Origin of the sequence: Salinisphaera sp. T5B8, from assembly GCF_040361255.1 — a bacterium.
Lineage (GTDB): Bacteria > Pseudomonadota > Gammaproteobacteria > Nevskiales > Salinisphaeraceae > Salinisphaera.
In genome coordinates this window covers 115,095-128,337 of record NZ_APNG01000004.1, presented here as the reverse complement: position 1 = coordinate 128,337, position 13,243 = coordinate 115,095, and the positions used below count along the sequence as shown (strand labels likewise).

Sequence of the window (13,243 nt, the reverse complement as noted above, 5' to 3'; positions counted from 1 at the left end):
CGAACCCGCACCGATCACGCCGCGATAATGGTTTTTCCCATGCATTCGCGGCGTGACTGCGATACCGTAGACAACGCCTGCGCGTTCGCGCGCGCCGGCGACATCGCCGATCCATGAGGAGAATTCGTGAATAAAATCTGGCTGGACCGTTACCCCGAGGGCGTCGCCAAGGAAATCGATATCGACTCGAGCGAAACGCTCGTCGATCTGATCGAAGGCGGCTGTCGTGAGTTCAATTCCGCCGTTGCCTTCAGCAACATGGACTGCGAACTCAGCTATGCCGATATCGAGGCCCGCAGCCGCGATTTCGCTGCCTACCTGCAGAACGATCTCGGTTTTTCCAAGGGTGATCGCGTCGCGATCATGATGCCCAATCTGCTCCAGTATCCGATTGCGCTGTTCGGCATCCTGCGCGCAGGCATGGTGGCGGTGAATGTGAACCCGCTCTATACCGCGCGCGAACTCGAACACCAGCTTTCCGACTCCGGCGCGCGCGCGATCGTGATCGTGGAGAACTTCGCGGCCACGCTCGAACAAATCGTCGACAAGGTGCCGCTGGAAGCGATCATCACCACCCAGATCGGCGATTGCCTGCCTACGGTCAAGGGCACGATCGTCAACTTCGCGGTGAAATACGTCAAACGCATGGTGCCCAGCTTCAAGCTGCCGGGCGCGGTCAAGTTCAACGACGCGATGGCCAAGGGCGCCAAACAGACGTTCAAGCCGGCAGGCGTCAAACCCGACGATATCGCCTTTTTGCAATACACCGGCGGCACGACCGGCCTGGCCAAGGGTGCAGTGCTACTGCACAAGAACATGGTCGCCAATATCGCTCAGGCCCAGACCTGGCTCGATCCCTGGACCGACAAGGGCAAGGAACTGATCATCACGCCCCTGCCGCTCTACCACGTGTTCGCGCTCATGGCGAACTGCCTGGTGTTTTTCCAGCAGGGCGGCAAGAACGTACTGATTACCAACCCGCGTGATATTCCCGCGCTGGTCAAGGAATTCGAAAAGCACCAGCCCACCGCCTTTACCGGCGTGAACACCCTGTTCAATGCGCTGGTCAACGACGACGGCTTCGCCAAACTGGATTTCTCGCGCCTGAAGATCACCCTGGGCGGTGGCGCCGCGGTACAGCGCGCGGTGGCCGAGAAATGGAAAAAGATTACCGGCATTCCGCTGATCGAAGCCTATGGCCTGACCGAAGCCTCGCCGGGCGTGTGTATCAACCCGCTCGACCTCGACGACTACAACGGCTCCATCGGCTTGCCGCTGCCCTCCACGGAAGTCTCGATCCGCGACGACGACGGCAATGAAGTCGGTGCGGGTGAACCGGGCGAGCTGTGCGTAAAAGGCCCGCAGGTGATGGCCGGCTACTGGAACAAGCCCGAGGAAAACGAAAAGACCTTCTTCGGCGAGCACCTGCGCACTGGCGACGTCGCCAATTACGACGACCAAGGCTTTTTCTATATCGTCGACCGCAAAAAGGACATGATTCTCGTGTCCGGCTTCAACGTCTACCCCAACGAGATCGAAGACGTCGTCGCCCAGCATCCGAAGGTACTCGAAGCCGCCTGTATCGGCGTCGAGAACGAAAAGACCGGCGAAGCCGTGAAGGTCTTCGTGGTCAAGAAGGACGATAGCCTGACCGAGGACGAACTCATCGAGTTCTGCCGCAAGGAGCTGACGGGCTACAAGGTGCCCAAGCAGGTCGCCTTTATCGACGAACTGCCGAAGTCCAATGTCGGCAAGATCCTGCGCAAGGATCTGCGCGACAAGTAACCGGCACGCACCCATGACGGTGCATGCTGACTCGATCGAGGCCGCTGCGCACTACGCCAGCGGCCTTTTTTGTTGATGCGACCATCGCCCCACGGACACCGCGTACATCCGCCGCCGGATGGCTTACGCAGTTCGATTAGAGCGATATCGTAAGCGACCCAATCGACCCGTTTCGATACAGCCGGCACGGGCCAGCCGGCCTTTTGACTCGTCGCAGTCGGCTGCACTCGCGCAGACGCCGGCGGCTCGGCGCCCGCGACCGGGCTGCGACGCGCCGGTCAAACGCGTTATCACGTCAGTACCCCAGCGCGAAGGCGCCGTAACCGACCAGCAAGGCGGGTATCGCCGAGTAGAGCGTGGCCATGACAGCCGCTTTCGGCGCCAGCGCAATCGCCGGAAACAACGCGTCGCCATCGTTGGCGATTGCATTGGCGAGCAGCCCCGATAGCGGCACGATCCCGCTCAAATAAAGCGTAGTCAACAGAATCTGCGGCCCGCAACCGGGAATGAAGCCAACCAGCCCCCCGATCAGCGGCATCAGCGGCGCGGCCGCCACGAACCACGCCTCGGGGGCGATACCGGTGGCAACAATACCCAACTCGAATAACAGGAAGGCCGCGATCACCCACACCGTTACGAACGTCGTATCGAAGCGCGCTTGGCGTGCCCAGGCCAACGGCCCGGATGCCACCGATACCGGATTGGTCGGGCCTGCGGCCGGCGGCCTCGCTACGCTGTGCGTGCGGGACTCGTCGATACGCGATGCCCATAGGGCCGTGGCCGCGATCGCGGCCACACAGCCGAACCAGGTCACCGGCTCATAGACGGCAAACCCGCCAAACCAGGCGTTTGGGTCCTGCTGAAAGGCGATCGCCACCGCCAACGGTGTGCCCGCGACCAACAACCCCAGCCAAGCACGGTCAATGGTCAGCCCGAAACCGCCTGGCTCGACGACACACGACCCCTGAGCCTGGCTGGCAACAGGCCGCGGCCGCAGATAATCGCGCCCATGCAACCCGTCTATCGCCCAGCCGAACGCCACCGCACACAGCCAACTCACGCCAAGCACCACCCCGGCGGTCTGCGGCGCGGCGGCGATGAGCAAGAACGCGGCATCGCCCATGGTCGCAACGAGCACCGCGACCAGCGCGCCGAAGCCAATACGTCCATTCACGAACTGGGTGACCACGACGATGGCACCGCCACAACCGGGCAACAGACCCAGACAAGCCGCGATTGGCACCTGACCAACACCGGCCTGCGCCATCCGCGTATTCAGATCGAAGGCAAAACGCTGCTCGAGCGCATAGATCGCGATCAGGGTCGCGGCCACGAATACCGTGACCTGCAGATAGGCCTCGGCAAGCGTATCGCGCACGAGCAGTCCGAGGTCGGTACCGCTGACCACCAACACGGACAACACCAACGGCACCAGCCAGCGGGCATTGAAACGCCCGAAGCCGGCAAAGCCACGTCCCCGTGCTGGAATGGCTGAAAGCGCTGTTTCTTTCATTTTGCAGTTATTGTTAGCCTTGGCTAATAATTAATGCGAAGGTATCCGAAGGATGCTGCGGCTGCAAGCCGGTCGTGACGAACTATCGGCCAGGGGATGCGCGCCTGCAGTCGAGGGGCGCTGGCGGTATGAAGGTTCCGTGGCGCCGGTCAATAGCGCCGTTATCGAACCTGGGCGCAGGGCGCTTACAGCGCTAGCCGCGCATACCCCGATTGTGCATGCACGTATTTATCGCAGGCTCAGGCAAACACCGGCGCAGGAGGTGAACGGCGGTTTTCGGCCCCGCGGCGATGAAAGCGCCGCCATGCGCTAGAAACCACGAGTGCAGCCGCCGTCTGGTTACCGAACGGAAATCATGCGCCCACCTAAATGGCGCATTCGACCCGCCAGGTCAGGTCGCAGCGTGATCCTCCCGGATCATATCGGCCGCCTTTTCGGCGATAGCGGTGGTCGGTGCATTGGTATTACCACCAACCAGCGTCGGCATGATCGAGGCATCGACCACGCGCAGCCCCTGCATGCCGTGCACACGCAGGCGGTCGTCGACCACGGCTTCGTCGTCGTGGCCCATCTTGCAGGTGCCGACCGGGTGGTAGATCGTTTCCGCGCGCTCGCGGATGAAGGCCTCGATCGCTGCATCGTCCGTGACCGTTTCGCCTGGCTCGAGCTCACGGTCGCGATGCTTGGCCAGTGGTTCGGCATGCAGGATGCGCCGGCCGAGTTTCACAGCCTTGACCAACTGGGCGAGATCGTCCGGGTGATCGAGATAATTCGGGTCGATCAGGGCATCGGCCATGGGATCGGCGCTTTTCAGGCCGATATATCCACGTGATTTCGGCCGCAGGTCACACACGCGCAGCGTATAGCCGTGGTGTTTGATCGTGTTCCACAGATTGTGGCCGTGATCCTGCTCGATAGTAGCAATGAAATGTAGCTGCAGATCGGCCCGGGGCTGGCCCTCGTCGCTACGGGCAAAACCGCCGGATTCGGCGACATTGCTGGTGAGTTGTCCGCGTCCCTGCGCGAAATACTGATAGACCGCCTTGGGCGCCTCGATGAACAGAAACTTCGGCCCCAGTCGTAGGCTGAGCTTGGTCTTTTCGATGTCGATTACGCTGACATCGAGGTGATCCTGGAGATTGCGCCCCACACCCTTGAGCTCGTGGACGAGCGGGATACCGTGCGGCTCGATTTCGGATTTAGGCCCGATACCGGAGAGCAACAGCAATTGCGGCGAGTTGATCGCACCGCCACACAGCAGCACCTCCCGCCTGGCGCGCAGCGTATGATCGCCGCCGAACCAGCCTTTCTTGTAGGTCACGCCCACCGCGCGCTTGCCTTCAACCTGAATCTTTTTCGCCCGCGCCCGGGTGATGACGGTGAGGTTCTTGCGATCCGCCACCGGATGCAGGAAGGCATCGGCATTGCTGCAGCGCCGGCCGTTGTTCTGAGCCACGCTATACAGCCCCACCCCTTCTTCGGTGGCACCACCGAAATCATCGTTACGCGGCAGACCGCACGCCTGGGCTGCGTCGATAAAAGCCTGATTGAGCGGATTGACGTGGCGCGGAGCGCTCACGCAATACGTGCCCTCGGCGCCGTGGTATTCGCTGGCACCGGCCTCGAATTTTTCCGAGCGACGAAAATAGCCGAGCATTTCGTCAAAGCCCCAGCCACGGTTGCCCAGTTCGGCCCAGTGGTCGTAATCCCAGGCATTGCCGCGCGTATAGCACTGGGCATTGATGGAACTGGAACCGCCCAGCGTCTTGCCGCGCGGCCAGAACATCTCGCGCGAATTCATGTGCTTCTGCGGCGCTGTGTAATACGCCCAGTTGAACATCTTCGACCACATCAGGCCGATGATGCCGATCGGGATATGAATCAGCGGGTTCCAGTCCGCCGGCCCAGCCTCGAGCATGCACACCGAGACATCGGGATCGGCGCTCAGTCGATTGGCGAGAACACAGCCGGCGGAGCCGCCACCCACGATGATGTAATCGAACGTCTGCTCTGTCGTGGGCATGCCAGCTCCTCCGGCTGTTTCATATTTTTTTATAGCCTGGTCTAGTGACGGGCGTCTTCAGGCAGGGTGATATTGAGTTCCAACACCTCGAGATCGCCTTCGCGCTCGATTTCCATCTGCACCGCGTCGTCGCCAACCTGCACGTATTTACGCAAAACAGCCAGCAGGTCCTGCTGCAGTTGCGGGAAATACGCCGGGTGATCGCCACCGCCACTGCGCCGGTGCGCGACCACCACCTGCAGACGCTCCTTGGCCATCTGCGCCGAGGTCTTTTTCTCGCTTCGGAATACGTCGAGCCAACCCATGGTCCGTTACCTCCCCATCAGCCGGTCGAGAAACTTCTTCTTGGCCTGGGTGAAGCGCATCGGGCGGTTCTCGCCCAGAAAACGCGCCACCAGATCGAGATAGGCCTGGCCGGCATCGGCGTTGTCTTCCATGGCCACCGGCATGCCCGAGTTGGAGGCGTTGAGCACCTTCTCGGATTCCGGAATGACGCCAAGAAGCGGAATACCCAGGATATCGTTGATATCGTCGAGCGACAGCATCTCGCCCTTGCCTACACGACTGGCCGCATAGCGGGTTACCACCAGATGTTCCTTGACCGGCTCGCCGCCTTCCTGGGCGCGCTTGGTCTTGGACGACAGCATGCCCAGCACACGGTCGGAGTCGCGTACCGAGGAGACTTCCGGATTGGTGACTACCAGTGCTTCGTCGGCGAAGTACATCGCCATGATCGCACCGGTTTCGATACCGGCCGGCGAATCACAAATGATGTATTCGAAGTCTTCGGCGAGCTTGTTGAGCGTGCGTTCCACGCCCTCCTGGTTCAGCGCGTCCTTGTCGCGGGTCTGCGATGCGGCAAGGATATACAGGTTGTCATAACGCTTGTCGCGAATCAGCGCCTGCTTGAGGTTGGCCTCGCCGCTGATGACGTTGATGAAATCGAACACCACGCGGCGCTCGCAACCCATGATCAGATCGAGATTACGCAGACCGACATCGAAATCGATGACGACGGTCTTGTGCCCCCGCATGGCAAGCCCGGCCGCAAAGGAAGCGGCGGTGGTGGTCTTGCCGACCCCGCCCTTGCCGGACGTGACGACGATGATCTTTGCCACTCTTTACTCCTGCAATTCGATGCTCAAGTTATCGTTATCCAGGCGAACCGATACGGCCCTGGAACGTACCCCCTCTTCGATCGCGTCGGCAACCTTGTAACAGCCCGCGATCGCGACCAGATCCGGTTCGAAGCGCCGGCAATAGATCCGTGCTTCGGTATCGCCGGTCGCACCGGCAAGTGCGCGGCCTCGCAGCGCACCGTAGATATGAATATGCCCATCGGCGAGCACCTCGGCCCCCTCGGACACCGAGGTGGCAATCACCAGATCGCCGCCGCGCGCATAGATTTGCTGGCCCGAACGCACCGGCTTGGTAATCAGCCGCGTGGGCGTGCGGGGCGGCTCCTCGCGCCTGACCGGCTCTGCCGCGGGCTTTTCGCTGGCCGGCTGCTGCGCGGCCTGCGGCTGCTCGGCGCCGGTTTCGGCGGTCGCCTTGGCCGCGCCACGCGCTGGCGAATCCATGGTCGCCAGATCGGCGGCTTCGGCGGCCTCGCGCACCTCGGGCGTGGGGTCGAGCACGCCGACCGGAATCATGCCTGCAGCGCGAATGATATCGCGCAGACCCCTCAGGTCGGGCACCTGCTCGGGCAAGGACAGCAAAACCGGCATGCGCTCGAAAAAACCGGGCGCACGCGCCATCTGGTCGTCAATCTGCTGTGAAATACGTGTACTGTCAGTCTCGCGGACCTCGAGCACCGTCAGGGTCATCATACGACCCTTGAACACGACGCCGGCACCGGCTGCGGTCGTTGTATCCGCCATGCCCGAATAACTCTCGAAAACAAGCCGGGGAGTCTAGCACGCTGTTTAAGGAATCTCTGCATAACCTCTCGCGGTTCGCGTTCGAGTCCTCAAATGCGTTGCGACAAGGCGTGCGAGCGCAGCGCCTGCCTCATTGGCAGGTCAAGCTCGCACAACGCAGTCGCGGCGCATTTGAGGCCGAACCCCACAGGGGCCAGGGCTTTGCGCGCGCCTGGTCGGCGTCGAGGCAGGCGCACCGTGCAACCAGCACGTTACGTCTGCCTCTCCTTGCCAGCCACGCGCAAAGCACGCCGGCGCGACCGCGACAGGTTATACAGAGATTCCTTGAAGATTACGGTCTACGTCTTGCATAGAAATCCGCGACCTGCGTGATTCGTCGATGGGAAGCATCTATTCATGAACGACTTGTGGCGGGATTATCAAAGCCCCGGTTTTTTTGACGAGGCCTTCGACGACGCGGGCCGTCCCCGCAGCGCGGCAAATGCGCTGGTGCGCCATCTCGGCGAGTTCGGCCGCAGCGAGCTGGAAACCCGGCGTGCGGCCGCCGATCTGGCGATCAAATCGATGGGCATTACATTCACCGTGTATTCCGATGCGGGAATGATCGATCGGGCCTGGCCGTTCGATATCCTGCCGCGCCCCATTCCCAAGTCGGAATGGGATCGCGTGCGCGAAGGCCTGCAACAGCGCGTGACCGCGCTCAACCTGTTCGTGGCCGATCTCTACGGCGATCAACGCATCGTGGCCGACGGCGTATTCCCACGCGAGGTGCTTGCGCAATCGGTGAACTTTCGCCCCGAATGCGTCGGCATGCGCCCGCCCGGCGATATCTGGGCGCATATCTGCGGCTCGGATCTGGTGCGCGACGGTGCCGGCGAGTTCTATGTACTCGAGGACAATCTGCGTGTGCCATCGGGCGTGTCCTACATGGTGGAAAACCGGCTCGTCTCCAAACGCGTGTTCCCGGAGCTGTTCGCCCAGCACAACATCCTGCCGGTCGACGACTACGCCAGCGAACTGCTGGATTCGCTCAACGCGCTATCGCCGCGCAAGGACGTGACCCCGAATGTCGCGGTACTCACACCGGGGGTATTCAATTCCGCGTTTTTCGAGCATGTATGGCTGGCCGGCCAGATGGGCGCCGAACTGGTTCAGGGCAGCGATCTGTTCGTGGACAGCGACGATTGTGTCTATGCGCGCACGATCTACGGCCCACAGCGCGTGGATGTGATCTACCGGCGCGTGGACGACGCCTTTATCGACCCGGAGGTCTTTCGCGCGGACTCCATGCTCGGCACGGCCGGGCTCATGCGCGCCTGGCGGGCCGGCAATGTCGCCATCGCCAACGCGCCAGGCGCAGGCGTGGCCGACGACAAGGTCGTCTATGCGTTCGTGCCCGAGATCATCCGCTACTACCTCGATCAGGACGCCAAGCTACCGAACGTGCCGTCCTGGCTATGCATGAACGACACGCATCGCGAGCACGTACTGGCCAATCTGGATTCGCTGGTGGTCAAGCCGGCCAACGAGTCCGGCGGCTACGGCATGCTGATCGGGCCACGCTCGACGGCTGCCGAGCGCAAGCAGTTCGCCGAGCTGATCCAGCGCAACCCACGCAATTATATCGCCCAGCCCACGCTCGCCCTGTCGACCGCGCCGACGCTCATCGACGGCAGCGCGCGGCCGCGCCATGTGGATTTGCGGCCGTTCATCGTTTCGCGCCCGGACGACGATGCATTCGTGACCATGGGCGGACTCACCCGCGTCGCCCTGCGCGAAGGCTCGTTGGTCGTGAACAGCTCTCAGGGTGGCGGCAGCAAGGACACCTGGATCGTCGCGGACGAGGAGGTCTGAGCATGCTCTCGAGACTCGCACAGAATCTGTTCTGGGCCGGACGCTATATCGAGCGCGCTGAATCCACATCGCGCCTGATCAACGCAACCAGCCTTTTGTTGCTCGATATGCCACGTGCCACGGCTTTCGATTGGCGCGCGCTTGTCGAGATCGTCGGCGCGGAGGATCTGTTCGCGCAGCGCTACCCTGACGACAGCGAAGCCAACGTCATGCGTTTCCTGGTGGCCGACCGGCTGCATCCGAGCTCGATCGCCAGCTGCCTGGCCAGCGCACGCGAAAACCTGCGCAGCGCCCGCGATCTGGTGCCGCGGGAAGTCTGGGAGGATATCAACGGCCTGCATCTGTTCATCGCCGATGAAGGCGAGCATATCGGAAGCCGGCTCGCCCGATCGCGGGTAATGGACCATGTCGTGCGCAACGCACGGCACATGGCCGGGCTGATCGAGTCCGGCATGAGTCGCGATGCGGCATACGACATGTTCATGCTGGGCCTGCAGCTCGAGCGTGCGGACATGACCACACGCATCATCGATGTGCGCAGCGCGGACCTTCTGGACGAGGACATCAGCGAACTGCGGCCCTACCAGACCGTCCAATGGATCAGCGTCTTGAAATCGCTGAGCGCCTTTCAGATGTACCGTCGTCACGTACGCGTGCGCGTCACCGGCGCCGGCGTGATCCGGTTTCTGCTCGCCGACAGCGCGTTCCCCCGCTCGGTACGCTTTTGTCTGAACGCCGCCACCGATCGGCTGGTTCGACTGCCCACCTCCTCGCGTTGCGTGGGCGCCGTCGACAGCGCAGTCCAGGTACTCAACGATGTGGACCCCGGCACGCTCACCGGCTACCGACTGAGCGAATTCCTCGATCGTATGCAGATTGAACTCAGTACGATCAACGACACGATCCAAAGCCGCTATTTTCAGCAATGATAGCGATCTGCCCTTCCAGCCGGCGAGGCGACTTTCGACGCCATGCGTGACTTCTACTGCCAGTGCGGCAATTCGATCTTTTTTCGCAATACCCGTTGCCTGGTCTGCGAGCGAACCCTTGGCTTCGCCCCCGAAGCGATGCTCATGACCGCACTGGAAGCAACCGGCGATGGCCGCTGGCGGGTGCCCGCGGCCGGCAGCGTCACCGGCCGCGTCTATCGGCTGTGCCAGAACTATACGCAGCACAATGTCTGCAACTGGCTCGTACCCGACGAATCCCCGCACCATTTTTGCCCCTCATGCCGACTCACGCGCACCATTCCGGATCTCGACGCACCGCGACATCTGGAACTGTGGTCTCGGCTCGAAAACGCCAAGCGCCACCTGATATTCAATCTACGCCAGCTCGGCCTGCCGATCGTGGGCCGCGACGAAGACCCGGACTTCGGCCTGTGTTTCGACTTTCTGGCCGATGCCGACGCCGAAACCGAGTTCACCGAACCGCTCGCCGGCCAGGCCCAAGTGACCACCGGCCATGCCAACGGCGCCATCACTATCAATATTGCCGAAGCCGACGACGTCGCGCGGGCCCGCATGCGCGAGCAGATGGGCGAACACTACCGCACCCTCATCGGCCATTTCCGCCACGAGATCGGCCACTATTACTGGGCGCGGCTGATCGAAAAAACCGATTGGATCGGCGAATACCGGACACTGTTCGGCGACGAGCGAGCCGATTATGGCCAATCGTTGCAGCAGCATTATGCCAATGGCGCGCCGGCAAACTGGCAAGAGCACTTCGTAACCCCCTATGCTTCGGCCCATCCTTGGGAGGACTGGGCTGAATCGTGGGCACACTATCTGCACATTCGCGACACACTCGATACGGCAACCGAATACCAGCTGGTGGCACGCCCGCCCTGGCAGAAACAGGCACAGGAGTTCGACGGTCTGATGCACCGCTGGACTCATCTGGCCATTGGCATGAACGCAGTCAATCGCAGTATGGGCCTGGCCGACGCTTATCCGTTCGTGCTCAACGCGGGCGCACGGCGCAAACTCGAGTTCATCCATCGCGTAATCGAACCCTACGACAACGCAGCGAACGCGTAGTCTTACAAACCGCTGTGCCGTATTTCGGCTGCGCATTTTGAGCGGTCGCGCTCGTGGCGTCATTCTGACCGGCACCGGCGTTCTGGTCCTCAGCCCGGACTCGATTCTTATCCGGCTGCTCGATACCGATATCGCGACGACACTGTTCTGGCGCGGCGTAGCGCTGGCCGTGGGGCTCGCCTGCTATCTCCTCTGGCGCGAACGCGGCGATGCACGGCCGATCTTCAAGGCACTGCGCAGTCCGCTGGGCTGGGGTTTGGGCGTGCTGTTTGCGCTCAGCAACATACTGTTCGTGTTCACCATTGCCCACACCACCATCGCGGATACGCTGGGCTGCCTCGCCACGGCCTCGATCTTTGCTGCGTTGTTCAGCGTGGTGTTTCTGGGCGAACGTGCGCCGCTACGCACCTGGTTGACCGCAGCCGTGATCGCGGCCGGGCTGTTGATGATCGCGCTCGGCGGCGCGGGTAGCCTGATCGGGCGATTCGCGGGTATCGCAACCGCGATGGTGTTTGGTGCAATGTTCGTTGTCATGCGGGCCACCGGCCAAGGCGATACTTTGCCTGGACTGGCACTCGGCGGCCTGATCATCGCCACTGCCACCGCCTTTTTCGCCCAGCCGTTCTCGCTGGCAGGACCGGGCATCGCCGCCCTCGCCGGCATTGCGATCTCGCTACCGCTTGCCTTCGCCTTGATCGGCCGCGGCCCGCGCTATCTGCCCGCGCCCGAGGTCAGCCTGCTCATGTTGTTGGAAACCGTTTTCGGCACACTATGGGCCGGGCTGTTTCTAAGCGAGATACCCACCCAGGCCACACTGACCGCGATTACGATCATTCTGGGTGCACTCGTTGTTTTCTACTGGCGCCAGGCGGTCGTTCATGCCCGCGCAGCGCGTCATTCTCGACAGGTCACGATATGAATTTATGCGCTTTCATCCGCTCGGTACGTCTTGGCGAAATCGATTACGCGGTGCGCGAAGCCGGCAACCCGAGCGGCCAGCCTCTGGTTTTGTTGCACGGTCTTATGGACACCGGCGCCAGCTTCGAGCCCCTGGTCGCCGCCATGCAGGCCATCGAGCCAGACCGCTATCACTACATCGCGCCCGACTGGCGTGGCCATGGCGCCACCACGGCCATCAACGACAGCTACTGGTTTCCGAACTATCTACTCGATCTGGAACGACTGCTGGACACGCTCGTTGGTCGCGACGCGCCCGTTGCACTCATCGCTCATAGCATGGGCGGCCAGGTGGCCAGCCTCTATGCCGGCACCCGCCCCGAACGCATATCGCACCTGGTCACACTCGACAGCCTGAATGTGCCGGACAGCAGCGTCGCGGGGGTACCCGATCGCTATCGCCGCTGGCTCGACGCACACGCCCTACCACCGAGTGAAAAGGTCTACGACGATCTGGATACCACCGCATCGCGCATCGCCAAACGCTATCCGGAGCTTAACGACACAATCACACGAAACCTCGCAGAACAGTGGACCGAAATCGAGGACGAGGACGGACGGCGGCGCATGCGGGTCGACCCCTGGCACCGCGTACCACTGCCCTACGCATTTCGAGCTGCCGAAGCCAAGGCGCTGTGGCGGGAGGTATCGGCACACGTTCTATGTATCGACGGCGGTGATTCGCCAGCGAAATACTTTTGCGGGGAAGCCGAAATGGCCGAGCGGCGCGCCTGTTTCGCCGATCTGCGTCATATCGTGGTGGACGGCTGCGGTCACATGCTCCATCTTCAGAAGCCGCAGACGATCGCGGATCACATCTGTACGTTTCTTTCAGCGTAAACCTGGGCTTATCTGACCACCACCGGCAAACATTCTGTGAATGACCCGTGATTCGAGGCCACCATCGGCCATCGCCTCGTCCGCGCCACGGTGCCGACGGCAGCGAGTCTCCTTAAAACAGTGAGTTAACACGCCTTTCTCGAGGCAGCCGCAGAACCTGCCGGGAAACCACTATTACCCGCGCCATTTTGCGCATTTTGCGCGAATCCCTCTGGTTTTACGGTATCCACCGATCGCCCCAGTTGCGCCTCGCGGGCGGGTCGTATCCAACCTAGAGCTATCGGCAAGCGCCTGTAAGCCTTGAAAATACGTGTGATTTGCCTCGCCTGAACCGGCGAATGAACGTTTG

General features: G+C 61.9%; 11 protein-coding genes. 6 read left to right on the top strand and 5 right to left on the bottom strand.

What is annotated here, in order from left to right; translation table 11 throughout:
• The first annotated feature begins 126 nt into the window (after positions 1 to 126).
• Positions 127 to 1,785 carry an AMP-binding protein gene (locus T5B8_RS05060; protein ID WP_353176806.1) on the top strand — a complete coding sequence of 553 codons (1,659 nt, stop codon included), beginning with the start codon at positions 127 to 129 and terminating at the stop codon, positions 1,783 to 1,785.
• Positions 1,786 to 2,080: 295 nt separating this feature from the next.
• On the opposite strand, the gene T5B8_RS05055 is transcribed toward T5B8_RS05060, so the two are convergent.
• From T5B8_RS05055 to minC, 5 genes are all read right to left on the bottom strand, one after another.
• Complete coding sequence (locus tag T5B8_RS05055) at positions 2,081 to 3,298, bottom strand: putative manganese transporter (protein WP_353176805.1); 1,218 nt, start codon at positions 3,296 to 3,298, stop codon at positions 2,081 to 2,083.
• Between the two features lie 391 nt (positions 3,299 to 3,689).
• Complete coding sequence (locus tag T5B8_RS05050; RefSeq protein WP_353176804.1) at positions 3,690 to 5,321, bottom strand: GMC family oxidoreductase; 1,632 nt, start codon at positions 5,319 to 5,321, stop codon at positions 3,690 to 3,692.
• 41 nt (positions 5,322 to 5,362) lie between these two features.
• Positions 5,363 to 5,626: a cell division topological specificity factor MinE gene (gene minE, locus T5B8_RS05045; protein ID WP_353176802.1), complete on the bottom strand. Its 264-nt coding sequence runs from the start codon at positions 5,624 to 5,626 to the stop codon at positions 5,363 to 5,365.
• A 6-nt stretch (positions 5,627 to 5,632) separates the two neighbouring features.
• Positions 5,633 to 6,439: a septum site-determining protein MinD gene (minD, locus tag T5B8_RS05040; RefSeq protein WP_353176800.1), complete on the bottom strand. Its 807-nt coding sequence runs from the start codon at positions 6,437 to 6,439 to the stop codon at positions 5,633 to 5,635.
• A 3-nt stretch (positions 6,440 to 6,442) separates the two neighbouring features.
• Complete coding sequence (minC, locus tag T5B8_RS05035; protein WP_353176799.1) at positions 6,443 to 7,201, bottom strand: septum site-determining protein MinC; 759 nt, start codon at positions 7,199 to 7,201, stop codon at positions 6,443 to 6,445.
• 396 nt (positions 7,202 to 7,597) lie between these two features.
• On the opposite strand from minC, the gene T5B8_RS05030 reads away from it, so the two are divergent.
• Genes T5B8_RS05030 through T5B8_RS05010 form a run of 5 tightly spaced genes read left to right on the top strand, consistent with a single transcriptional unit; the run spans position 7,598 to position 12,894 of the window.
• Positions 7,598 to 9,055, top strand: a complete 1,458-nt coding sequence (locus T5B8_RS05030) for a circularly permuted type 2 ATP-grasp protein (protein ID WP_353176797.1) — start codon at positions 7,598 to 7,600, stop codon at positions 9,053 to 9,055.
• Positions 9,056 to 9,057: 2 nt separating this feature from the next.
• Positions 9,058 to 9,984, top strand: coding sequence for an alpha-E domain-containing protein (locus tag T5B8_RS05025; protein ID WP_353176796.1), 927 nt, complete (start codon positions 9,058 to 9,060; stop codon positions 9,982 to 9,984).
• A gap of 42 nt (positions 9,985 to 10,026) precedes the next feature.
• Positions 10,027 to 11,097, top strand: a complete 1,071-nt coding sequence (locus T5B8_RS05020; RefSeq protein WP_353176794.1) for a zinc-binding metallopeptidase family protein — start codon at positions 10,027 to 10,029, stop codon at positions 11,095 to 11,097.
• Between the two features lie 37 nt (positions 11,098 to 11,134).
• Positions 11,135 to 12,016, top strand: coding sequence for a DMT family transporter (locus tag T5B8_RS05015; protein ID WP_353176793.1), 882 nt, complete (start codon positions 11,135 to 11,137; stop codon positions 12,014 to 12,016).
• Complete coding sequence (locus T5B8_RS05010) at positions 12,013 to 12,894, top strand: alpha/beta fold hydrolase (protein ID WP_353176791.1); 882 nt, start codon at positions 12,013 to 12,015, stop codon at positions 12,892 to 12,894. Before T5B8_RS05015 ends, T5B8_RS05010 begins: the two co-directional genes overlap by 4 nt.
• Positions 12,895 to 13,243: the final 349 nt, after the last annotated feature.

Coding starts and splice junctions, on each gene's coding strand:
- T5B8_RS05020 (WP_353176794.1), top strand. CDS start 10,027: ATGCGTGACTTCTACTGCCAGTGCGGCAATTCGATCTTTTTTCGCAAT.
- T5B8_RS05025 (WP_353176796.1), top strand. CDS start 9,058: ATGCTCTCGAGACTCGCACAGAATCTGTTCTGGGCCGGACGCTATATC.
- T5B8_RS05050 (WP_353176804.1), bottom strand. CDS start 5,321: ATGCCCACGACAGAGCAGACGTTCGATTACATCATCGTGGGTGGCGGC.
- T5B8_RS05055 (WP_353176805.1), bottom strand. CDS start 3,298: ATGAAAGAAACAGCGCTTTCAGCCATTCCAGCACGGGGACGTGGCTTT.
- T5B8_RS05030 (WP_353176797.1), top strand. CDS start 7,598: ATGAACGACTTGTGGCGGGATTATCAAAGCCCCGGTTTTTTTGACGAG.
- minE (WP_353176802.1), bottom strand. CDS start 5,626: ATGGGTTGGCTCGACGTATTCCGAAGCGAGAAAAAGACCTCGGCGCAG.
- T5B8_RS05010 (WP_353176791.1), top strand. CDS start 12,013: ATGAATTTATGCGCTTTCATCCGCTCGGTACGTCTTGGCGAAATCGAT.
- minC (WP_353176799.1), bottom strand. CDS start 7,201: ATGGCGGATACAACGACCGCAGCCGGTGCCGGCGTCGTGTTCAAGGGT.